Origin of the sequence: Streptomyces sp. NPDC093252 (genome assembly GCF_040683675.1) — a bacterium.
GTDB lineage: Bacteria > Actinomycetota > Actinomycetes > Streptomycetales > Streptomycetaceae > Streptomyces.
Map to the genome: position 1 here is coordinate 261,577 of NZ_JBFBEM010000012.1, position 21,487 is coordinate 283,063.

Below are 21,487 nucleotides of genomic sequence, written 5' to 3' on the forward strand. Positions count from 1 at the left end.
CGTGAGAGGCCCTGTCACACGATGAGCAGTCCTACCAACCCGTCGACGCAGCACACGTCCACGATCGGCGCCATCGGCGCGCCCAGCCGGCGCAACACCGAGCTGGCGCTGCTGGTCTTCGCCGTCGCCATCCCGGTGTTCGCCTACGCCAATGTGGGGCTGGCCATCAACGAGCAGGTACCGGCGGGCCTGCTCAGCTACGGCCTCGGACTCGGTCTGCTGGCCGGGGCGGGCCATCTGGCCGTCCGCAAGTTCGCCCCGTACGCGGACCCGCTGCTGCTGCCGCTGGCGACGCTGCTGAACGGGCTGGGCCTGGTCGCCATCTGGCGCCTGGACCAGTCGCCGCTGCTCCAGGACATCGGGCAGGCGGGCAGCGCGGCACCGAACCAGCTCATGTACACGGCGATGGGCATCGCCCTCGCCATCGTGGTGCTGATCTTCCTCAAGGACCACCGGGTCCTCCAGCGCTACACCTACATCTCCATGGTGGGCGCGCTGTTCCTGCTGCTGCTGCCGCTGGTGCCGGGCCTGGGTGCCGACCGCTTCGGCGCGAAGATCTGGATCGAGGTCGCCGGGTTCTCCATCCAGCCCGGAGAGTTCGCCAAGATCGTGCTGGCGGTGTTCTTCGCCGGGTATCTGATGGTCAAGCGGGACGCGCTGGCCCTCGCCTCCCGCCGTTTCATGGGGCTGTATCTGCCGCGCGGCCGTGACCTCGGCCCGATCGTGGTGGTCTGGGCGATGTCGATCCTGATCCTGGTCTTCGAGACGGACCTCGGCACCTCGCTGCTGTTCTTCGGAATGTTCATCATCATGCTGTACGTCGCCACCGAGCGGACGAGCTGGATCGTCTTCGGTCTGCTGATGTCGGCGGTCGGCGCGGTCGGTGTGGCCTCCTTCGAGTCGCACATCCAGCAGCGGGTGGACGCCTGGCTGGACCCGATGCGCGAGTACACGCTCAGCCAGGAGGGCGTGTACGGCCACTCCGAGCAGGCCATGCAGGCGCTGTGGGCGTTCGGCTCCGGCGGCACCCTGGGCACCGGCTGGGGCCAGGGCCACTCGGATCTGATCCGGTTCGCCGCCAACTCCGACTTCATCCTCGCCACCTTCGGCGAGGAACTGGGCCTGGCCGGTCTGATGGCGCTGCTGATGATCTACGCGCTGATCGTGGAGCGGGGGGTGCGCACCGCGCTCGCCGCCCGCGACCCGTTCGGCAAGCTGCTGGCGATCGGCCTGTCCGGCGCCTTCGCGCTCCAGGTCTTCGTGGTCGCCGGCGGTGTGATGGGCCTCATCCCGCTGACCGGTATGACGATGCCGTTCCTCGCGGCCGGTGGTTCCTCGGTGATCGCCAACTGGGCACTGATCGCCCTTCTCCTCCGGATCAGCGACACCGCCCGCCGCCCGGCGCCCGCGCCCGCGCCCCACCCCGACGCCGAGATGACCCAGGTGGTCCGCCCGTCATGAACAAGCCCCTGCGCCGAATCGCGATCTTCTGCGGACTGCTGGTCCTGACCCTGCTGCTGCGGGACAACTGGCTCCAGTACGTCCAGGCCGACGAACTCGCGACCGACCCCAAGAACCGCCGGGTCGCCATCGAGCGGTACGCCACCCCGCGCGGCAACATCATCGTCGAGGGCAAGGCGATCACCGGCCACCGCGAGGCCAAGGGCGGCGACTTCAAGTATCTGCGCACCTACACCGACGGCCCGATGTGGGCGCCGGTGACGGGCTACACCTCGCAGGCGTTCGGCGCCAACCAGTTGGAGAGCATCGAGGACGGCATCCTCACCGGCAACGACGACCGGCTGTTCTTCCGCAACACCCTGGACATGATCACCGGGGACCCCAAGGAGGGCGGCAACGTCGTCACCACCCTCAACGCCGCCGCGCAGAAGGCGGCCTACGAGGGGCTCGCCGACCGGGGCAAGGGCGCGGTCGCCGCGATCGAGCCGTCCACCGGCAAGATCCTGGCGCTGGCCTCGTACCCGTCGTACGACCCGGCGACGATCGCGGGATACTCGGACTCGGACGACGAGGCGTGGGGCAAGCTCCAGAAGAAGCAGAACCCGGACGACCCGATGCTGAACCGGGCGCTGCGCGAGGTCTACCCGCCCGGCTCGACGTTCAAGGTGGTCACCGCGGCGGCGGCGCTGGAGCACGGGCTGTACCCGGACGCGGACGAGAAGACCGACTCGCCGGACCCCTGGGTCATGGAGGGCACCACCACCGAGCTGCCCAACGACGGCAACATCCCGTGCAAGAACGCGACCCTCAGGGTGGCGCTCCAGTGGTCCTGCAACACGGTGTTCGGCAAGGTCGGCTCCGACCTCGGCAACGAGAAGATGCTGGAGACGGCGCAGGAGTTCGGGTTCACCACCGAGCAGTTCACCCCGGTGCGCTCCACCGCCTCGGTGTTCTCGGACGACATGAACCCCTCGCAGACCGCGCTGTCCTCGATCGGCCAGTTCAACACCGCGGCGACCCCGCTCCAGATGGCGATGGTGGCCTCCGCCATCGCCAACGACGGCAAGCTGATGAAGCCGTACATGGTCGACAAGCTCCAGGCGCCGAGCCTGGACACCATCGAGCAGACCGACCCGGAGGAGCTGAGCCGGCCGCTGTCGTCGGAGAACGCGCAGATCCTCCAGTCGATGATGGAGACCGTCGTCAACGACGGCACGGGCAAGTCGGCGCGGATCGACGGGGTGACGGTCGGCGGCAAGACCGGTACCGCCCAGCACGGTGTCGACAACAGCGAGAAGCCCTACGCCTGGTTCATCTCGTACGCCAAGACCGACTCCGGTTCACCCGTGGCGGTGGCCGTGGTGGTCGAGGACGAGAACGCCAATCGCGGTGACATTTCCGGTGGCGGTCTGGCGGCGCCGATCGCCAAGAGCGTGATGGAGGCGGTCGTCAACGCCAAGCAGTGACCCAGGTCACGAACCCTTCGCGGCGGTGCGCGGTGCGATACCGGTCCGGTATCGGGTCACCGGCTTGGCCGGGTCACACAATCCCATCCGGGTACGGTAGGGCCCGGACGGCAGCCTCCGTCCCGTACATGTGTACGAGACGGGACCGACGGAGAGGGCTGGTAGGAAGCTATGGAAGAGCCGCGTCGCCTCGGCGGCCGGTACGAACTGGGCCAGGTGCTCGGTCGTGGTGGCATGGCCGAGGTCTACCTCGGGCACGACACCCGGCTCGGCCGCACCGTGGCGGTGAAGACGCTGCGCGCGGACCTCGCGCGCGACCCGTCCTTCCAGGCCCGGTTCCGCCGGGAGGCCCAGTCGGCCGCCTCGCTCAACCATCCCGCGATCGTGGCGGTCTACGACACGGGCGAGGACTACATCGACGGGGTCTCGATCCCGTACATCGTGATGGAGTACGTCGAGGGCTCCACGCTGCGTGAGCTGCTGCACAGCGGGCGCAAGCTGCTGCCCGAGCGGTCGATGGAGATGACCATCGGCATCCTCCAGGCCCTGGAGTACTCGCACCGCAACCAGATCGTCCACCGGGACATCAAGCCGGCCAACGTCATGCTGACGCGCACCGGCCAGGTCAAGGTCATGGACTTCGGTATCGCCCGTGCGATGGGCGACTCCGGGATGACGATGACCCAGACCTCCGCCGTCATCGGCACCGCCCAGTACCTCTCCCCGGAGCAGGCCAAGGGCGAGCAGGTGGACGCCCGCTCCGACCTCTACTCGACCGGCTGTCTGCTCTACGAGCTGCTCACGGTCCGGCCGCCGTTCGTCGGGGACTCCCCGGTCGCGGTGGCCTATCAGCATGTCCGCGAGGAGCCGCAGCCGCCCAGCGTCTTCGATCCGGAGATCACTCCGGAGATGGACGCGATCGTACTGAAGGCCCTGGTCAAGGACCCCAACTACCGCTATCAGTCGGCCGACGAGATGCGCATGGACATCGAGGCGTGTCTGGACGGCCAGCCGGTCGCCGCGACCGCCGCGATGGGCGCGGTCGCCTACGGCGGCTACCCCGACGACCAGCCGACCACCGCCCTGCGCGCCACGGACGGCGGCGCCACGACGATGCTCCCGCCGGTCAACCCGGACGACGGCGGCTACGGCTACGACGAGCGCCCCGACCGCCGCCGCCAGCGGAAGAACAACACCTCCACGGTGCTGCTGGTGGTGTCCGCGGTGATAGTGCTGATCGGCGCGATCCTGCTCGGCCGCCTGGTGTTCGCGGGCGACGGCGTCGGCAACAGCACGGTCGCCGTCCCCAACTTCGTCGGCCTGGCCGAGGACGCCGCCAGAAAACAGGCGACCAACGCCGAGCTGGAGATCTCGGTCAGCAGCAAGCCCTGCGACGACCAGCCCAAGGGCAATGTCTGCGACCAGGACCCGCCGCAGGGCACCGAGGTCGACAAGGGCCAGACGGTCAACCTGGTGGTCTCCACCGGCGCCCCGAAGGTCGTCGTGCCGAGCGTCGTCGGCGACAGCCTGGACGAGGCCACGGCCAAGCTGGAGGCCGACGAGTTCCAGTTCGAGGTGAAGACCGAGACCCGGGAGTCCTCCGAGGAGCCGAACACGGTTCTGGAGCAGCAGCCGAAGCTCGGTTCCGAGGTGGAGAAGGGTTCCACGGTCACCCTGGTGATCGCCAAGGAGGTCGAGCAGGCCGTCGTGCCGAACGTCGTCGGCCAGACCTGCGAGGCCGCACAGGCCCAACTGGAGGCCAACGACCTCACCGGCACCTGCACGGAGGCCCCGACCCAGGACCAGAACCAGAACGGCAAGGTCCTCAAGACCACCCCGGCGGGCGGCACCCCGGTCGACCCGGGCTCGACGGTGGCGATCGAGATCGGGAAGTTCGAGGAGCAGCAGCAGAAGGTGCAGGTCCCGAACGTCACCGGCGCGACGGTGGCCCAGGCCCGGCAGACCCTCCAGCAGGCCGGCTTCACCAACATCCAGTTCGCCCAGGGCAGCGACCAGAGCGACGGGGCGTTCGTGATCAGCCAGGACCCGGGCGGCGGCCAGGAGGTCGACGACCCCGCCGCCACACCCATCACCCTGACCACCGCGGGCCTCGGCCAGAACAACGGGGGGAACGGGAACGGCGGGGGGTTCATCGGGGGTGGGGACGGGGACTGACCCTCCGGGTCGGTTACCGGGTTCCTGGGCCCGGGTTCCTCCGTGGAAGTGAGTGGACGTGAAGAGCCCCGCCGGGCGAGGTACCGGCGGGGCTCTTCCGTGCCCGGGGAGAAGGGGGGCGTCAGCCCTGGCGGAGTTCCTTCGGTGGGGTCCGGTCCTCGTCCACCTTCTCCACCCGGTCCAGCTCGCCCCAGACGATGTACCGGTAGCGGCTGGTGAAGACCGGGGTGCAGGTGGTCAGCGTGATGTACTTGCCGGCCTTCTTCTTGCCGGACCCCCCGGGGATCGCGGCGAGGACGTCGACGTTGTACTTCGAGGTCTCCGGGAGCATCGCGTAGACCTTGTAGACGTACCAGTTGTCCTTGGTCTCGTAGACGATCGCGTCACCCTTGTCGATCTTGTGGATGTCGTGGAACTTGGCGCCGTGGCCGTCGCGGTGCGCGGCGAGGGAGAAGTTGCCGTTCTTGCCGCTGGTCGGGAGGGCGGCCTTGACCGGGTCGGTGTAGTAACCGGCGACCCCGTCGTTGAGCAGCTCGGTGTCGGTGCCCTTCTTGATCAGGATGTCGCCCTCGCCCATCGCGGGGACATGCAGGAAGCCGACGCCGTCCTTGGTGTCCAGGGCGCCGGGGCCGCCCGTTGAGCCGGAGCGGTCCGAGGCCCAGTTGTCGCGGACCTTGTCGCCCTCCTCACCGGCCTTGCGGTCGGCCAGGACATTGGTCCACCACAGGGAGTAGACGACGAAGAGACCGAGCACCAGCCCGGCCGTGATGAGGAGTTCACCGAAGACGCTGACCGCCATGGCGATCCCGCCGGGCCTGCGGCGGCCGGGTTGGGACGCCGGTCCGGGACCGGGTGCCTCGGTGTGCTGCTCGGTGTCGCCGGTGGTCGCTGCCACAGTCATCTGCCCTTAACTTCTGCCCTTGGCTGCTTCTGCCCTGGCCCGTGCCCCGGGGCGGGTCCGACACTCCCTAGCCGATGAGCGCATCGGGCTTCCCCTCACTGCGCGGCCGTTCCTCGACCATTTTGCCCCACACGATCATCCGGTACTTGCTGGTGAACTCGGGAGTGCAGGTCGTCAGCGTGATGTACCGGCCCGGCTCGGTGAAGCCGCCGTCCTTCGGCACCGGATCCAGCACGCTGATGTTGCTCGGCGAGGTCACCGGCAGGATCGAGGCCATCTTGTAGACGTAGTACGTGTCCTGGGTCTCGACCACGATGGGATCGCCGGGCTGGAGCTTGTTGATGAAGCGGAACGGCTCGCCGTGGGTGTTGCGGTGGCCCGCGAGCCCGAAGTTTCCGGCCTTGTCGCCCGGCATCGCGGTCTTGAGCTGCCCCTCGCCGTAATGGCCGACCATGCCCTTGTCGAGGACCTTCTCGTTGCTGACGCCCTCGGCGATCGGCACCACCACGTCCAGCTTGGGAATGCGCAGGATGGCGAAGCCCTGGCCGGGCTCGAAGCTGCCGGGGTTGCGCTTTCCGTTGGCCCAGTCGTCCTGGAGATCGCTCGCCTCCTGCCCGGCCTGGGCGTGCGCCCGGACGTTGGTCCACCAGAGCTGGTAGGTGACGAACAGCAGCATCAGGACGCCGGTGGTGATGAACACCTCACCGACGGCCCGGCTGGCGACCACGGCCGCCCCGGGTTTGCGGGCCCGCGCCTGCCGCCGGGCCTCGACGCGGGAGAGGGGGGCGGGGGTGCCGGGGGAGGCGCTTCCGGGGGCGGGGGCGTTGTCGTCGGCGTGGGGGGCGGGGGTGCCCGCGCCCTGGGCGCCACGGCGCCCGTTACGCCGTTTGGCGGCCTTTCTGCGGGCCGCACGGCCGCCGGGGGCGGGATCGGTGCCGGGTGGGGCGGTTGGGGCAGCAGAGGCGGATATGCGGGCGGGGGGCGGCTCGGGTATCCGGAGGGCGACGGTCTCGTCGTCGCCGGGCGGGGGGAGGTACTGCGGTGGGGGGCCGGGTGCGGGGGCGCGTGTCTGCGGCGGGCGGTACGGGGGGTGGGCGCCGACCGGGGGCAGGAGCTGCGTCTCCGCGACGCCGGGGTCGGCTCCGCCACCGGCACCGGGAGCGCTGTATCCGTCGGGCGGCAGCCCCGGTCCCGGCCCTCCGGGGGGCCCGTACTCGTACGGCTGTGCCGAGCCGTCGTACGCGCCCGCGTAGCCGTCGCCCGGGTGCGCGCCGTCGAACGCCGGGCCGGCCCGGTACCCGGAGCTGTCTCCGTGGTCGCCGTGGGCGGGCCCTGACTCGCGCTCGGGGCGCAGCGCGGTCACGCCGTGGCCCTGCCCACCACCGGGGCGAGCCCGCTCGATCTGGCCACCGCGTCCCGGTCGCCGCACTCCACGAGCCAGTTGGCCAGCATCCGGTGGCCGTGCTCGGTGAGCACCGACTCGGGATGGAACTGCACGCCCTCGACCGGCAGTTCCCGGTGGCGCAGGCCCATGATGATCCCGTCGTGGGTGCGGGCGGTGACCTCCAGCTCGGCGGGGACCGTGGCGGGCTCGGCGGCCAGCGAGTGGTAGCGGGTCGCGGTGAAGGGCGAGGGCAGTCCGGCGAAGACGCCCCTGCCCCGGTGCTCGACCGGCGAGGTCTTGCCGTGCAGCAGTTCGGGCGCGCGGTCCACGACCCCGCCGTAGGCGACCTGCATGGACTGCATGCCCAGGCAGACGCCGAAGACGGGGACCCCGGTGGCGGCGCAGTGGCGGACCATGTCGACGCAGATACCGGCCTGCTCGGGGGTGCCGGGGCCGGGGGAGAGCAGGACGCCGTCGAAGCCGTCCTGGGCGTGCGCGGTGGCGACCTCGTCGTTGCGCAGCACCTCGCACTCGGCGCCGAGCTGGTAGAGGTACTGGACCAGGTTGAAGACGAAGCTGTCGTAGTTGTCCACGACCAGAATGCGCGCGCTCACTGGTTGTCCACCGTCACATCGTTGAAGGGAAGCAGCGGTTCCGCCCACGGGAAGACGTACTGGAACAGGACGTAGACCACGGCAACGACCAGCACGAGCGAGACCAGTGTCTTCACCCACGCGTTCCCCGGCAGATGCCGCCAGATCCAGCCGTACATGCCGTCCCTTCCGTCGACCCACGGCACCACCACTCACGCCGTACCCGCACCAGACTAACGGCGCAGGGCCTCCGGTTTCCCGGCCTCCACAGGCTGGGTGGAGTCCAGACGCGCCCAGACGATCAGCCGGTGGCTGCGCCCCCACTCGGGTTCGCAGGTGGTCAGCGTGAGAGAGCGCCCCGGGCGGGTGTGGCCGGCCTCCCCCCAGCACGGGGTCGCTCACCTCGACATCCCCGGGCAGCGTCCGGTACGGCCCCTTGCCGATCCGGTACGTGAATCAGGTCGTCCCGTCGCTGAGCACCACCGCGTCGCGGGTCCGGGGTGGGTCCGGGGCGGGCCTACGGCTGACGCGGCTGCCCGGCTGGCCCGGCTGCCCGGCTGGCCCGGCTGGCCCGGCTGGCGCGGCTGGCCCGGCTGGCCCGGCTGGCTACTCCACGGGCTGTGCGTGGTGCAGGTCCACCGTGCCCGAGTAGCCGGGCAGAGTCACCGCCCCGTTCTCCTCGACTTTCCACCCGAGCCCGTACACATTGACGTACACCATGTAGTTCTGGATCGCCTGACTGGCGCTGAGGGCCTGCTGGAGCTTCTCGGGGTCACCGATCGCGGTGATCCTGTAGGGCGGTGAGTAGACCCGGCCCTGGAGGATCAGGGTGTTGCCCACGCAGCGCACGGCGCTGGTGGAGATCAGCCGCTGATCCATCACCCTGATGCCCTCGGCGCCGCCCTCCCAGAGCGCGTTCACCACGGCCTGGAGGTCCTGCTGGTGGATCACCAGGTAGTCGGGCTGCGGTTCGGGATAGCCGGGGAGCTTGGCGGTGGCGTCCGGCGGGGCGTCGTTGAGGGTGACGGTGAGGGCCTCGCCGGTGACTTCCCGGGTGCCGGCCTCGTGCTCCAGGGCGGCGAGTTCGTCGTCCTCCTGCCGGGTGCGGCCGTCGTCCCGCTCGGCCAGCGCCTCCACCCGGTCGCGCAGGGCCGCGTTGGACTCGTCGCGCTCGCCGTTCTCCCGGCTGCGCTCCTGGATCAGGTCGGAGAGCTTGAGGAGGGAGGCGTCCGTACGGATGTCGGTGCCCTTGGCGGTGTTGAAGCTGGTGAAGAAGATCAGGCCCGCGAGAGCGAAGACGCCCACCGTGAGCACCCGCACCGGCCGGAACCGGCCCCTGCGGTTGCCCCCTCCGGAACCCCCTCCGGAACCGCCCCCGGGACCATTCCCGGGCCCACTGCCGAGACCGCTCCCGGGACCGCCGCCGAAACCATGGGCGGAAGCACTGCCGAAACCGTGGGCGGAACCACTGCCGGAAGCAGCGCCGGAACCGCTGGCGGAACCAGTGCCGGTGGAGTCGGCGGAATTGCTCAACGTACCCTTATCTCCTTCGGAGCCACGGAAGCACTACGCTAACGGACGCCCGGGGGAGCACTCAGTGTCCCCTTGTACGCTGCCCCGAGCCCGACCCGAGTTCCCTGCGCGGCCACGCAGCGCATCGACAGGAGAGACCCTCGTGCCGAAGTCACGTATCCGCAAGAAGGCCGACTACACGCCGCCGCCGTCCTCGAAGCAGGCGACGACGATCAAGCTCAACAGCCGGGCCTGGGTCGCGCCGGTCATGCTGGCGATGTTCCTCATCGGGCTGGCCTGGATCGTCGTCTTCTACGTCACCGACGGTTCACTCCCCATCGACCAGCTCAACAACTGGAACATCGTGGTCGGCTTCGGCTTCATCGCGGCCGGATTCGGTGTCTCCACCCAGTGGAAGTAGCACCCGCGGCACCTCTGCCCAGGGGTATCCACTGAGTTATCCACAGCCCTTACGGAATTTCCACATCTCCCTTGGGGAAAAGACGAAGATCTGTGGATAACCTCTGGCGGGTTGACGCCGGTACGACCGTCACACCACTCGTCGCAAGTCTGTTCGCCCTCTGCCTGACCTGCATAAACGCCGGTCGGTGACAGGGGGCACAGCAGTTCCCGCACACTATGCACAAGATCGGGCACCTGCTGTGGAAAACAGCAGCTCAGCCGAGCTGAACCGATCTGAGCAGCGTGATCCCGATCACTACGACCAGCACCAGCGCACAGGTCCCGTACTGCACCAGGGACCGGCGCTCCCGCGGGGCGTGCACCATCGCGTACCCGACGATCACCCCCGCGACCAGGCCGCCGATGTGGGCCTGCCAGGCGATACCGCTCCAGGTGAAGGTGAAGATCAGGTTGATCGCGAGCAGGGCCAGGATGGGCCGCATGTCGTAGCTCAGCCGGCGCATCAGCACCGCCGTGGCCCCAAAGAGACCGAAGATCGCGCCCGAGGCCCCGAGGGAGGCCGAACCGGGCGCCGCCAGCAGATAGGTCAGGGCGCTGCCCGCCAGGCCGGAGACCAGATAGAGGGCGAGATAGCGCGCTCTGCCGAGGGCCTGCTCCAGCGGGCCGCCCAGCCACCACAGACTCAGCATGTTGAACGCGATGTGCCAGATCTCCTGGTGCGTGAACATCGCCGTCACCAGCCGGTACCACTGGCCCTCGGCGACGCCCTCGGTGGCCGGCCAGGGCGCCGGCGGCCACTGGCCGATCAGCACCAGGCTGTCCAGCAGCGAGGACCGCGCCTGCACCGCGATGAACACCGCGAGATTGATGCCGATCAGGATCTTGGTGAGCAGCCGGGGGTCGGCCGCGATCGTGCCGCCCGCGAGGGTGCGGGGCATCGCGGCGTTCGGCGCGTGTCCGGTGCCGGATCCATTGCGCACACATTCCGGGCACTGGAAGCCCACCGACGCGCTGACCATGCATTCGGGACATATCGGCCGCTCGCAGCGGGTGCAGCGCACACCCGTCTCACGGTCCGGGTGCCGGTAGCAGACAGGCAGGCTCTGTGCGGGCGGGGGCGGCTGCTCCCCCGGGCCCTGCGGGCTGCCCGGCGCCTGGTCCATGCGATCCCCTCACGTGTGCTCGGCGGGCATCATTCGGAGGCCGTCATTCGGCGGGCAATGCGACGCCCCGCTCATCATTACGGATGAGCGGGGCTTTTTGTTCCCTCCGGCCCACCTCGGGCGGTCCCCGGAGGGAACACCCGAGATGGGCCGGAGGGAGCGTCCACCGGGACGTCACGGGCGGCTCCCCGTGGTCGTCCCGGGCCGCGTGCCGCGTCAGGCGCCGGTCGTCAGCGCTTCTCGATGACGACCGACTCGATGACCACGTCGTTCACCGGGCGGTCGGTGCGCGGGTTGGTCTGGGCGGTGGCGATGGTGTCCACCACCTTCTGGCTGGCCGCGTCCGTGACCTCGCCGAAGATGGTGTGCTTGCCGCTCAGCCAGGCCGTCGGCGCGACCGTGATGAAGAACTGCGAGCCATTGGTGCCCGGACCGGCGTTGGCCATGGCCAGCAGGTAGGGCTTGGTGAACTTCAGCTCCGGGTGGAACTCGTCCTTGAACTGGTAGCCGGGACCGCCGGTCCCGTTCCCCAGCGGGTCACCGCCCTGGATCATGAATCCGTCGATCACCCGGTGGAAGACCGTGCCGTCGTAGAGCTTGTCCGAGGACTTCTGGCCCGTGGCGGGGTGGGTCCACTCGCGCTCGCCGGTGGCGAGTTCCACGAAGTTCTTGACGGTCTGCGGCGCGTGGTCCGGGAAGAGCCGGATCTCGATGTCGCCGTTGTTCGTCTTCAGGGTGGCGTAAAGCTGCTCGGCCACGATCTGCCTTCCGTCGTCTTCCTGTGACTCCCCGATCCTCGCACGGACCGTGCGCCACGTCGCCCGCCGCCCGGCCGCTGCGGGCTCGCGCCGGGGGGAGGGGGCATCCGGGGGTGGGGTACCCGGGGGACCGGGCAGATTCTCGGCGGCGGCATCCGGGGGAGGGGGGAACTGGACCCGGACGGGCCGCCCCGGCACGGGCGCGTTCGGCGACGATCCATGGCATTGTCGACGACAAGCTCCTGTTGCCCCGGATTTACCCCCTGTTCCGCCCGCCTTCCGCCCCGGTTCCGGGTGGCTGCTCCCGGTGGCCGCCGATCGCCCCATGGACGGTCCGGACGGTCCGGCGCGGCGTACGGCGTCGCACGGCGTCCGTGCGCGTGACCCGGATGCCCGCCCTCGCATGCCGCCCGCCCGTCCAGCAGGCATGATCCGTAAAAGGGTGGAAAGTCGAAATACCGTACGCCACCGAGGAGGAGGATTCCCGTGACCCGCATCGAGAGCGTGCGCGCCGCGACCGGCTCGGCGAAGGACAGCGTGCTGCACGCCGCGGAAGTGGTGGCGCCCTACGCCGACACGGCCAAGGACCGGGCCGCTTACTACGCGCACGAGGCACGCGTACGGCTCGCGCCCAAGGTGTCGCAGGCCGCCGACCAGGCCCGCGTCCAGTACGAGGCCCATCTCGTGCCCCGCCTGGAACAGGCCCGTACCCATGTGCCGCCGAAAGTCGACCACGCCGCCCAGGAAGCGGCCCTCAAGGCCCGGGTCGCCGCCCGGCAGGCCGCCGAGTACTCCCGTCCGCGCATCGAGCAGGCGGTGGCCGCCGCCGTGCCGGTCAGGGACGAGGCCGCGGTACGGGGCTCCGCCGCCCTGGCCGCGCTGCGCGGCGGGGTGACCGCCGACGAGATCCAGAAACTGGTCCGCAAGCACGAACGGCGTTCCAGGGCCGGGCACGCGGTGAAGGTGCTCGCGCTGGTGGGCCTGGTGGCGGGCGGCGCCTTCGCCGCCTGGAAGTGGTGGGACAGGCAGGCCAACCCGGACTGGCTGGTCGAGCCCCCGGCCGCGACCGAGGTCCCCGAGTCCGGCCGGCTCACCTCCGTCGACGGCAGCGGCCGGTCCGCCCTCGACCCCGAGGTCCAGGCGAAGGAGGCCGAGGAGGCCGAGGAGGACGCGGCGAAGCGGGACGAGGACGGCCGGTAGACCGTCCGACCGTGTCCGGCTGGCCGGCGTCGGCCAACTGCCTCCGAAGGGCGGGCGACTTGACCGTCTCCCGCCCTTCGGCGCGGTTCACCGCCGTTCACCGGTGTTCACCGCCTTCACCCCGAGCGGGCGTTTTGCGAGCACGCTCCTGATGACTTTTGCAACGTCTGACATGTGCAGGTTCCGTACAGACTTATTGACACACCGCATCACACCGGCTACACAAACCCCGCTGGCCTGGTGATATAAGAACCCCGCCCACGCCGCCCGGAAGCCACCGGACGAGACGCGTCGCCGGGAGTCGCCACCCGAACCCCAAAGCTGCAAATGTTTGCGCAAATCACCGCAACGATCCCCGCACCCGCCATCGACCCCCGCCCCACCGGAAAACGGAACCGGCCGGACACCCGTGGAGGTGTCCGGCCGATACGACGGTGTGGAGCCTAGGGGAGTCGAACCCCTGACATCTGCCATGCAAAGACAGCGCTCTACCAACTGAGCTAAGGCCCCGGAAGAGAGGCGTCACACCGGTTCGAACCACACCCGGCAGGCGCCGCTGACCAGAGTACCGGGTCGCCCCCGGTTTCTCGCAAAAAGATTGGGGGGTCCCCGCAGGCGACCACTCTCCGTAAGATGCCTGTCGTGGTTCGCGACAGCGAACCGTCGTTTTGGGGAAAGCGATGGGGAGACGCAATGGACGCCGCACAGCAGGAAGCCACCGCAAGAGCGCGGGAACTGCAGCGGAACTGGTACGGGGAGCCGCTGGGGGCGCTCTTCCGTAAGCTCATCGACGACCTGGGACTCAACCAGGCCCGTCTCGCGGGGGTCCTCGGACTCTCCGCGCCGATGCTGTCCCAGTTGATGAGCGGTCAGCGGGCGAAGATCGGAAATCCGGCCGTGGTCCAGCGGGTGCAGCTCCTTCAGGAGCTGGCCGGCCAGGTCGCGGACGGCAGTGTGAGCGCGGCCGAGGCCACGGACCGCATGGACGAGATCAAGAAGTCACAAGGGGGTTCGGTGCTGAGCAACACCACACAGACCACGAGCAGTTCAGGTGCTCCGACGGTCAAGCGTGTGGTCCGTGAGATCCAGTCCCTGCTGCGGTCGGTGGCCGCCGCGGGTGACATCATCGACGCCGCGGACACGCTGGCCCCCAGCCATCCGGAACTCGCCGAGTTCCTCCGCGTCTACGGCGCCGGCCGCACATCCGACGCCGTGGCCCACTACCAGTCCCACCAGAACTGACCTCCGCCTCCGGTTCACCCAACGACGCGGATAAATCAGGACGCGGAGTCGGGGGACGGAGTCGGAAAGCGGAGTCGACGCCGTTCAGTGGGCGGATGCGCGGCTCTGGCCACGTGGTCCGAGGTGCGGGGGCACCTCGTGGCGCGTGGCACGGGGGACACAGGGGACACAGGCGGCAGCGGACGGGGACGCGGCACGGGGGACGCCGACACGCTACGGGGGACGTCGGCGGCAACGGATGGACGACGGCACGACCACGGGGGACGCGTGCACGGGGGATGGACTTTTCTTGAGGGGGGCGGCCTCGGGAGTTGGCCGCGCAGGTCAGACTCTGGCCGCAGTGAAGGGGTCATCGCACTCCTGATGGGGGAAGCAGAGGGGAACAAGCCGTTCCGCCCGAGGGGAGGGGCAACGCACAGCCATGGGTGAGGTCTTCGCCGCACGGTACGAACTCGTCGACCCGATCGGACGCGGAGGCGTCGGCGCGGTCTGGCGTGCGTGGGACCACCGCCGCCGCCGCTATGTCGCCGCCAAGGTGCTTCAGCAGAGCGACGCCCACTCCCTGCTGCGCTTCGTGCGCGAACAGGCCCTGCGGATCGACCACCCCCATGTCCTCGCCCCCGCCAGTTGGGCCGCCGACGACGACAAGGTCCTGTTCACCATGGACCTGGTCGCCGGGGGATCACTGGTCCACCTGGTCGGCGACTACGGCCCGCTGCCTCCCTCCTTCGTCTGCACTCTGCTCGACCAGTTGCTGTCCGGGCTCGCCGCCGTGCACGCCGAGGGTGTGGTGCACCGGGACATCAAGCCCGCCAACATCCTGCTGGAGGCCACCGGCACCGCACGCCCCCGGCTCCGGCTGTCCGACTTCGGCATCTCCATGCGCTTCGGCGAGCCCCGGCTCACCGAGACCAACCTCGTCGTCGGCACCCCCGGGTATCTCGCCCCCGAGCAGATGATGGGCGCCGAACCGGACTTCCCGGCCGACCTGTTCGCCGTCGGACTGGTCGCCCTGTATCTGCTGGAAGGGGCCAAGCCGGACGCCAAGGCGCTGATCCAGTACTTTGCCGAGCATGGCACCCCGGGTGCGCCCCAGGGGATTCCCGAGCCGCTCTGGCAGGTCGTCGCCACGCTGCTCCAGCCGGATCCCGAGTCCCGTTTCCGGACCGCCACGGGGGCCCGGAAGGCGCTGGCCTCCGCCATGGAGCTACTGCCGGAGCCCGGTCCCGACGACGAGCAGATCGAGATCTTCGACCAACTCGGGCCACTGCCCGGCGGGTTCGCCGCGGAGGGGCCGCTGAAACCGGCTTCGGGGATCGATCCCGGGACGGGAACGGGGGCGGGGACGAGAACCGGAGCGGGACCGGGTCCGGGGGCGGGGGCAGGGGCAGAAGTGGCTGACGCTGGTAGCAGCGTCGGGGGCGGGGGCAGGGGTGGCGGCGGGTCTCTCGGGGTCTGGCCCGGGACCGGGTCGGTGTCCCTCGATCCACGGACCGGCGGCGGCGACATCGGCACTGGCACTGGCACTGGCACTGGCGGGAGGGATCCTCGTCGGGAGGCCGCCCCGCCACCCCCGGCGCCCGACCCCCATACCCCCCATCCCCCCTATCCCCAGGCACCCGCACCACAGACAACCGACCCGCACGCCCCGGTATCGCACCCCTCTCTCGCGCCGCCGGTCAGCATGTCGGACACGGGAAGCTTCCATCTCCCGCCGCCGCAGTCGACCACGTCCTCCCCGCTGCGGGCCCAGGCTGCCCCGGCGCCTGTCCCATCGCCCGCCCAGTCGCCACCTCAGCCGCTGCCGCCCGCGCAGCCCTCGGCTCCCCCGCATCTCCCACCACACCCCCACCACCAGCCACAGCCGCACCCCCAGCCACCATCCCAGCCCCAACCCCTGCACGCCTCCGCGCTTCACCCCCTCGAATCCACCCACGTCCTGACCCCCCGCCCGCGTATCGAAGCCTCTACTGCTTCATACACCGCTCAAGACCCGCAGGTTCCCACTCCCGCGCAGGCAATTCCGCGGCACCGCGCGGACCGCAGACGCAAGGCCCGTACCGGCCCCCCGGCCAAGGTCGCGATCCCCGTGCTGCTCCTGGCCCTGGCCTGCTATGCCGTGGGTTTCTGGGCACTGACCCGGATCTGAGCCACCCGTTCCCCTTCCACCGGCGCCCGTTTCTGTACACCCACCGTCCGTCCCCCTCACCGGCCGCCCGTCCCCGTACGCCGGCCGCCCGTCCCCGTAAGTTGGCCAGCCGCCCTCGTGCACCGGCCGCCAGCCCCCCGCCCACCGGGGGCGGACAGCCGCCGCGTACCAGACGGCCCAGCCCCGCGTACGGGGTCGCACGCCCCTTCGAGTTCAAGCCCGCGTGAACCCCCGTCAGACGGCGGTCCTGCGCCCGGAACCCCCTCGGGCGCCCGCCCCGCGCCGTCCGGTGCCCGGCGTTCCGGTTCGTCGGGTGCCCGCGCCCCGTCGGTGTCCGAGCAGCGACCACACGGCGAGCCAGGCCAGCAGAACCGTCCCCGCGCCGATACCGCCTGCCGCGAGCGCGGCCATGGTGCCGGAGTCACCGGAGTTGCCGCTGCCCCCGGACACCCCGCCCGCCACCGGCCCGGCCAGGTCGTCGCCCCCCGCGTCGTCGTCGGAGCCGTCGGACGCGTCCTCCGCGGTGAAGACGTCGGCCGGCACCGGCTCCCCCTGATAGGCGGGCCCCGGCCGCGCCGCCCCGTCGACGCCCACCCGCAGGGTCAGCCCGAAGGGCCCGGCACTCAACCGTTCGGCCACCTGTTCGGAAAGATGGACGACGAGGTAGTACGAGCCCGCGAAGCGCATCCCGTTCACCCGCCCCGCCGTCGCGTGCCGGTTGTCGTACCCGACCGGCGGCAGCGGTTGCAGCGCGGCGGACGCCTGCCGCCCGCTGTAACCGGCGCCGGCGTCCTCGACGGGAGCGCGCACCGGGTTGTGCAGGGTCAGATCGAGCGCGCCGGAGGTGTAGGAGCCCTGCTCGGCCGAGCCGCTCAGTTCGGCGGTCGCGGAGAGCTGGGTGCCCCAGTCGAGCGGGACCTCGTAGAAGAGGGTCTGGCCCGGGACGATCCGGTCCTCCCAGACGCCCTCGCCGAGCCGGGCCGCCGAGGCGAAGCCCGGGCCGCCGGGGCGGCGGACCGGATCGCCGGTGACCGCCTTGGGGGTCGCCGAGTTCCAGCTCTCGGGCGCCCGGGTCGCGCCGGGCTCCGACAGCTCCGGCTCGGTGACCGCGGCCAGCTCCAGATCCCAGGCGTCCGGCGCGGACGAGGCCGTGGCGACCCGCTCCACGACGACGTAGTACGTACCCGCGCCCTTGCAGCGATGACTCCCCGGCCCGGCCTCGCGGACCCCCCACGCCACGATCGGGTGCGGGCCGCGGATGGCGCCGATGGTCTCCGTGTCGTACGAGCACGAACCGCCGTCGGTGTCCTCCACCGTCACCCTGATGCCGTCGGCGGAGGCCACCTCGGCGTCGTCGGGGGGTACGGCGGTGGCGGCGACGTAGGTGGTGGACTCCGCGTCGAGTTCCAGACGGAAGTAGATCTTTCCCTCGGACGGCAGGGTGCTGCGGTAGGGGACACCGGCCTCCAGGCGCTCGGCGCCGGTGGTGGACCCGGTGGGTTCGACGGTACGGGCGTCCTCGGCGAAGCCGTACCCGCCCTCCGTGGGCAGAGAAGTACCGGCGGAATGCGCCGGATGGGGAGCCAGCAGGACAAGGGCCGTTCCCAGCGCCGCCGTCGCGCCCGTCCACGCCGTACGCCGCCGCCGTATCACGCGCCACCCCTACTCACCACTCGCCGAGTCCTCCGTACCCCGGCCATCCTGCCGCGCCACACGGCCCCGTACACGCAAAACCCCGACCGCGTGGGCGGTCGGGGTCTTTCAGGACCGGGCATCGGTGCATGAACACCGAGCGCCGATCGCTCAGAACTGATTGTCGATGCTCACGAACCCGTGGGCACGGAGTCGGTCGCCTCCGTCCACAGATCCTGCTCGGCGCGATCCGCCTGGATCTGGCGGTACACGAGGAGCCCGCCGATGGCGGCCAGTACGACCAGGAGAAGCTTCTTCACCGCGCGACCTCGTCTTTCCTTGACGTAGGGGACCTCTGCCGCCCGACTATACACACCGGCCGATACCGGTATGTGACCTGCGGTGGCCCCCAACTCCCGGCGCCCGAGGCCCCGATACGACCGCGTCGGGAGGGAGCGCCGACATTCGGACCGGAGGGTGATCACACCCCTACGGCCGGTCACTTTGTGTGCGGTTTCGCCGCCTCCTCCATTTTTCGCGTCCTTTTCTGGGTTTTTCAGGGCCTTGCACCCATCCGTGTGGTGTTCATCAGACGATCGACGCGCCCTGAGCGTCGGTCCACCACTTCACGGCCTCCATACACATCATGAGGAAAGTACGCAAATCGCCCAACCTGAAAGTGAGGGGCCATGACCAGGAACAAGGTCATGACGCTGTGGACCGCCATCGTCACCGCCTTCCTCGCGCTGTGCACGGCGCTGGGACTCATCACCACCTCGGCCGCCGCCGCGACGGCGACGACCCCGAGCACCGAGGCCGCGCACACCAGCGCCGAGGCCGCCACCACGGCACTGCCGGCGGCGTCCCCCTGGGCCTGGGCCCATGCCCGGTCCCTGCCACCCACGATGAAACAGCGCATCGGGGCGGAGGCCCACGGCAAAACGCCGAGCTGCCGCCATCGCGCCCTCACGGACGGCAGCGACAGCGGAAGCGACCGGGACGCCCACAGCGACATCGGTACGAGGAGTGGCACCAACGCTCCCACCGATCACTGCGACGACGGACAGCATTCCGCGCAGCCCGCAGGCGGCGGCAAGAACGCGGGCACGGGCAAGAGCATGGGCCGGGACAGCGGAGGGGACCGGGCCGACGCAGGCCGACAGGGGCAGCACGGCCAGAAGACTCCCGCCTCTCAGCAGGGTCACCGTGGCCAGAAAGCCCCCATCGGCAAGCAGAGGCGCCATGACCAGAAGGCGCCCATCGGCAAGCAAGGTCGCCACGGCCAGAAGGCCCCGGTCGGCAAGCAAGGTCACCGAGGTCAGACGATTTCCATCGGCAAGCAGGGGAACGCCATTCAGCGGGGCGACCGTGTCGGCCGCGTCCCGGGCGGCGTCGACACCGCCGCCGCTCGTACGGTCTCGCTCCAGCGGTGAGCAGCCCGGATCCATCGCTCCCGGCTGCTCCACCCGATCCGGTGCTCCAGACTCCCACCGGCTCCCACTGGCTCTATCTGGCCCTCCTAGGACCCAGCAGGTCCTCCCTCTGGCTCCCCCTGGTCCCCTTTCACTCCTCTCGCTTGCTGATGGTTTGCTCTCCTCTTGCCTTGTTCCTCACGTTCCGTCTGTGCCGGTCCCGCCGGCAGGCGATCTTGGTTACTTCTGAAGCCTGAGCCCCTGCCCAGGTCCGGCCGCGTGTGGCGACCGGATCCCGATGGGCGTCATCCCGCCGACAGCAGCTCCGCGTAGCGCTCGGCGGCCGACTTCAGCGCGTCGTCGCTGAGCCCTCCCGCCCCGTACACGACGTACGGGGTGTCCAGCCGCATCCCGGTGACCCGGGCCATGGCCTCCAGCGGACGCAGCAGCTCCGCCATGGTGAATCCGGTACGGCCGTCAGGGCCGTAGCTGTGCGCCGTGCACCCGGTGGTCACGGCCAGCCGGAGACCCTTCCCGCCGTACACCCTGCTGTACGGCACCACTTCGTCCAGCCACTGCTTGAGCAGCGGCGGCGTCGAGTACCAGTAGAAGGGGAACTGAAGGACGACCGTGTCATGGGCGCCCAGCAACGCGCGCTCGCGCGGCACGTCGAAGCGGGCACCGCGACGATCGCCGCCAGCGGTGTCGTAGGCGCCGTACAGGTCGTGGACGGTGACGTGCCGCAGACCGCGTACGGCGTCGGCCAGCGCCGCGTTGACGCGGGAGCGGCGCAGATCGGGGTGGGCGACCAGGACGAGGACGGAGGACGCTGCCTTCGGCATGACTCCGCTCACCGCCGTACCGAGCACTCCAGCAGCACCATCTCGCCGCCCAGCGCCCCGGAGGAGACCACCTGGGTCAGATCCAGGGACATCCCGGCGTCGGTGATCAGCGTGCGGTACTGCTCCTCGGTGCGTTCCCCGCCGCCGAACAGCATCAGCATCCGCAGATCCATCCAGCTCGCGTGCAGTCGGCTCGTGTCGAGATGCGGCAGGCGCTCCACCAGCAGCACCCGGCCGTCGGGCCCGGCGGCCTCCGCGCAGCGCCGCAGGATGCGGACCGCGTCGGCGTCGTCCCAGTCGTGCAGCACCTGGGCGAGGAGATAGACATCGCCGCCGTCGGGGAGGGGCGCGAAGAAGCTCTGTTCGGCGACCGTGGCGCGGGTGCCGAGCCCGGCCGCCTGTATCGCCTCACGGGCCGCGCTCGCCGCCGGGTCGATCTCCACCAGCGTGCCGGACAGTTCGGGGTGGGCCGCGAGCACGGCCAGGAGCAGGGTGCCGCTGCCGCCACCGACGTCCACGAGGTGGGAGCGACGGCTCCAGTCGAAGCGGGTGACCACCTGGTCGGTGGCGATCTGGGTGATCATGCTCATGAATCGGTCCCACGACACCCCGAGGGCGGGGTCCTGGGCGAGCGCGGTCCAGAGGTCGGTGCCGTAGCGGGCCTGGTACGCCGAGCCGGACTCGGCGTCACGGCGGGCGAAGTCGATGTAGGAGAGATGGGCGGTCTCGACATGGCTGCCGACCTCATCGAGGTCGAGCCGGAAGCGCAGCCCGCCGGGGTGGTCGTCGCGCAGTCGCTCGGCCTCGGCGTTGAGGCCGAACTCCTGCGGGGAGAGACGGGCGAAGACGCCTCGGCGGCTCAGATACTCCAGGATCGCCGCGAGCGGCCGGGGACGGGTGCCGGACGCCTCGGCCAGATCCGCGACCTTGGTGTGACCCGCCGCCATGTGATCGGCGAGGCGGAGCGTGGCGGCGATCCGGATGGCGTAGGGGGTGACGATGTCGCTGAGTTCATCGAGGGTGCGGGGGGTGGGGGCAGGGGTGGGGGTGCTCATGGTCAGCTCCTTGAGAGAGAGGGGAAGGGAGGGAGGAGGGGGAGGGGAGGGAGGGGAGGGAGAAGAGGGAGGGGACGGAAGGGGTTCGAGAGGTGGCGGGGTGGTGGGGGTGGGGTGGG

General features: G+C 70.3%; 18 protein-coding genes, 1 tRNA gene and 2 pseudogenes. 8 read left to right on the top strand and 13 right to left on the bottom strand.

Annotated elements, in window-relative coordinates; genetic code table 11:
• Positions 1 to 21 precede the first annotated feature (21 nt).
• The 3 genes from AB0O01_RS25465 to pknB all read left to right on the top strand — a co-directional run bounded on the left by AB0O01_RS25465 (position 22) and on the right by pknB (position 5,102).
• A complete protein-coding gene (locus AB0O01_RS25465) occupies positions 22 to 1,461 on the top strand; it encodes an FtsW/RodA/SpoVE family cell cycle protein (RefSeq protein WP_365316795.1) in 1,440 nt (479 codons plus the stop codon).
• Positions 1,458 to 2,927, top strand: coding sequence for a penicillin-binding protein 2 (locus tag AB0O01_RS25470; protein ID WP_365316797.1), 1,470 nt, complete (start codon positions 1,458 to 1,460; stop codon positions 2,925 to 2,927). Before AB0O01_RS25465 ends, AB0O01_RS25470 begins: the two co-directional genes overlap by 4 nt.
• 171 nt (positions 2,928 to 3,098) lie before the next feature.
• Positions 3,099 to 5,102, top strand: coding sequence for a Stk1 family PASTA domain-containing Ser/Thr kinase (gene pknB / locus AB0O01_RS25475; RefSeq protein WP_365316799.1), 2,004 nt, complete (start codon positions 3,099 to 3,101; stop codon positions 5,100 to 5,102).
• A gap of 121 nt (positions 5,103 to 5,223) precedes the next feature.
• Here the strand turns inward: pknB and AB0O01_RS25480 are convergent, their stop codons facing one another.
• The 6 genes and pseudogenes from AB0O01_RS25480 to AB0O01_RS25505 all read right to left on the bottom strand — a co-directional run bounded on the left by AB0O01_RS25480 (position 5,224) and on the right by AB0O01_RS25505 (position 9,513).
• Positions 5,224 to 5,997 (bottom strand): class E sortase, encoded by a 774-nt coding sequence (locus AB0O01_RS25480; protein ID WP_365316891.1) that lies wholly within the window; start codon positions 5,995 to 5,997, stop codon positions 5,224 to 5,226.
• Between the two features lie 73 nt (positions 5,998 to 6,070).
• On the bottom strand, positions 6,071 to 7,366 hold the full coding sequence (locus AB0O01_RS25485) for a class E sortase (protein WP_365316801.1): 1,296 nt from the start codon (positions 7,364 to 7,366) through the stop codon (positions 6,071 to 6,073).
• Positions 7,363 to 8,001, bottom strand: coding sequence for an aminodeoxychorismate/anthranilate synthase component II (locus tag AB0O01_RS25490; RefSeq protein ID WP_365316803.1), 639 nt, complete (start codon positions 7,999 to 8,001; stop codon positions 7,363 to 7,365). Before AB0O01_RS25490 ends, AB0O01_RS25485 begins: the two co-directional genes overlap by 4 nt.
• Positions 7,998 to 8,159 carry a hypothetical protein gene (locus AB0O01_RS25495; RefSeq protein ID WP_365316804.1) on the bottom strand — a complete coding sequence of 54 codons (162 nt, stop codon included), beginning with the start codon at positions 8,157 to 8,159 and terminating at the stop codon, positions 7,998 to 8,000. The genes AB0O01_RS25490 and AB0O01_RS25495 overlap by 4 nt, the downstream gene beginning before the upstream one ends.
• A 54-nt stretch (positions 8,160 to 8,213) precedes the next feature.
• A pseudogene (locus AB0O01_RS25500) lies at positions 8,214 to 8,487 on the bottom strand (sortase); the annotation flags it as partial.
• Positions 8,488 to 8,586: 99 nt separating this feature from the next.
• The gene (locus AB0O01_RS25505) at positions 8,587 to 9,513 is read right to left on the bottom strand and encodes a DUF881 domain-containing protein (RefSeq protein ID WP_365316806.1); all 927 of its coding nucleotides are present in this window, start codon (positions 9,511 to 9,513) and stop codon (positions 8,587 to 8,589) included.
• A gap of 142 nt (positions 9,514 to 9,655) precedes the next feature.
• Between AB0O01_RS25505 and crgA the strand changes: the two genes are divergently transcribed.
• Complete coding sequence (crgA, locus tag AB0O01_RS25510; protein ID WP_365316808.1) at positions 9,656 to 9,913, top strand: cell division protein CrgA; 258 nt, start codon at positions 9,656 to 9,658, stop codon at positions 9,911 to 9,913.
• 256 nt (positions 9,914 to 10,169) lie between these two features.
• On the opposite strand, the gene AB0O01_RS25515 is transcribed toward crgA, so the two are convergent.
• Together AB0O01_RS25515 and AB0O01_RS25520 are read right to left on the bottom strand one after the other, a co-directional pair.
• Entirely contained in the window at positions 10,170 to 11,078 is a 909-nt protein-coding gene (locus AB0O01_RS25515; protein WP_365316810.1) for a rhomboid family intramembrane serine protease, read from the bottom strand.
• 230 nt (positions 11,079 to 11,308) lie between these two features.
• Positions 11,309 to 11,836 (bottom strand): peptidylprolyl isomerase, encoded by a 528-nt coding sequence (locus tag AB0O01_RS25520; protein ID WP_365316811.1) that lies wholly within the window; start codon positions 11,834 to 11,836, stop codon positions 11,309 to 11,311.
• Between the two features lie 486 nt (positions 11,837 to 12,322).
• On the opposite strand from AB0O01_RS25520, the gene AB0O01_RS25525 reads away from it, so the two are divergent.
• A complete protein-coding gene (locus tag AB0O01_RS25525; protein WP_365316812.1) occupies positions 12,323 to 13,036 on the top strand; it encodes a DUF5324 family protein in 714 nt (237 codons plus the stop codon).
• Positions 13,037 to 13,473: 437 nt separating this feature from the next.
• Here the strand turns inward: AB0O01_RS25525 and AB0O01_RS25530 are convergent.
• Positions 13,474 to 13,546: transfer RNA gene (locus AB0O01_RS25530), tRNA-Ala, on the bottom strand.
• Positions 13,547 to 13,729: 183 nt separating this feature from the next.
• On the opposite strand from AB0O01_RS25530, the gene AB0O01_RS25535 reads away from it, so the two are divergent.
• The gene (locus AB0O01_RS25535; protein WP_355739182.1) at positions 13,730 to 14,278 is read left to right on the top strand and encodes a DNA-binding protein; all 549 of its coding nucleotides are present in this window, start codon (positions 13,730 to 13,732) and stop codon (positions 14,276 to 14,278) included.
• Positions 14,279 to 14,699: 421 nt separating this feature from the next.
• Positions 14,700 to 16,427: a serine/threonine-protein kinase gene (locus AB0O01_RS25540; protein ID WP_365316813.1), complete on the top strand. Its 1,728-nt coding sequence runs from the start codon at positions 14,700 to 14,702 to the stop codon at positions 16,425 to 16,427.
• Between the two features lie 234 nt (positions 16,428 to 16,661).
• Here the strand turns inward: AB0O01_RS25540 and AB0O01_RS25545 are convergent, their stop codons facing one another.
• Both AB0O01_RS25545 and AB0O01_RS25550 read right to left on the bottom strand, forming a co-directional pair.
• Positions 16,662 to 18,080, bottom strand: a complete 1,419-nt coding sequence (locus AB0O01_RS25545; RefSeq protein WP_365316814.1) for a hypothetical protein — start codon at positions 18,078 to 18,080, stop codon at positions 16,662 to 16,664.
• Between the two features lie 170 nt (positions 18,081 to 18,250).
• The gene (locus AB0O01_RS25550) at positions 18,251 to 18,379 is read right to left on the bottom strand and encodes a DLW-39 family protein (RefSeq protein ID WP_217788237.1); all 129 of its coding nucleotides are present in this window, start codon (positions 18,377 to 18,379) and stop codon (positions 18,251 to 18,253) included.
• 369 nt (positions 18,380 to 18,748) lie between these two features.
• Here AB0O01_RS25550 and AB0O01_RS25555 point away from each other — a divergent pair.
• Positions 18,749 to 19,033 (top strand): annotated as a pseudogene (locus tag AB0O01_RS25555) (DUF6344 domain-containing protein); the annotation flags it as partial.
• Between the two features lie 743 nt (positions 19,034 to 19,776).
• On the opposite strand, the gene AB0O01_RS25560 reads toward AB0O01_RS25555, so the two are convergent.
• Together AB0O01_RS25560 and AB0O01_RS25565 are read right to left on the bottom strand one after the other, a co-directional pair.
• Positions 19,777 to 20,313 carry an NAD(P)H-dependent oxidoreductase gene (locus tag AB0O01_RS25560; RefSeq protein ID WP_365316816.1) on the bottom strand — a complete coding sequence of 179 codons (537 nt, stop codon included), beginning with the start codon at positions 20,311 to 20,313 and terminating at the stop codon, positions 19,777 to 19,779.
• Between the two features lie 8 nt (positions 20,314 to 20,321).
• Positions 20,322 to 21,368 (bottom strand): methyltransferase, encoded by a 1,047-nt coding sequence (locus AB0O01_RS25565; protein ID WP_365316818.1) that lies wholly within the window; start codon positions 21,366 to 21,368, stop codon positions 20,322 to 20,324.
• Between the last annotated feature and the right edge of the window lie 119 nt (positions 21,369 to 21,487).

Bases quoted from the DNA above. Each gene is read 5' to 3' on its own strand.
- AB0O01_RS25465 (WP_365316795.1), top strand. From the start codon at position 22: ATGAGCAGTCCTACCAACCCGTCGACGCAGCACACGTCCACGATCGGC.
- AB0O01_RS25470 (WP_365316797.1), top strand. From the start codon at position 1,458: ATGAACAAGCCCCTGCGCCGAATCGCGATCTTCTGCGGACTGCTGGTC.
- pknB (WP_365316799.1), top strand. From the start codon at position 3,099: ATGGAAGAGCCGCGTCGCCTCGGCGGCCGGTACGAACTGGGCCAGGTG.
- AB0O01_RS25495 (WP_365316804.1), bottom strand. From the start codon at position 8,159: ATGTACGGCTGGATCTGGCGGCATCTGCCGGGGAACGCGTGGGTGAAG.
- AB0O01_RS25515 (WP_365316810.1), bottom strand. From the start codon at position 11,078: ATGGACCAGGCGCCGGGCAGCCCGCAGGGCCCGGGGGAGCAGCCGCCC.
- AB0O01_RS25535 (WP_355739182.1), top strand. From the start codon at position 13,730: ATGGACGCCGCACAGCAGGAAGCCACCGCAAGAGCGCGGGAACTGCAG.
- AB0O01_RS25540 (WP_365316813.1), top strand. From the start codon at position 14,700: ATGGGTGAGGTCTTCGCCGCACGGTACGAACTCGTCGACCCGATCGGA.
- AB0O01_RS25560 (WP_365316816.1), bottom strand. From the start codon at position 20,313: ATGCCGAAGGCAGCGTCCTCCGTCCTCGTCCTGGTCGCCCACCCCGAT.
- AB0O01_RS25565 (WP_365316818.1), bottom strand. From the start codon at position 21,368: ATGAGCACCCCCACCCCTGCCCCCACCCCCCGCACCCTCGATGAACTC.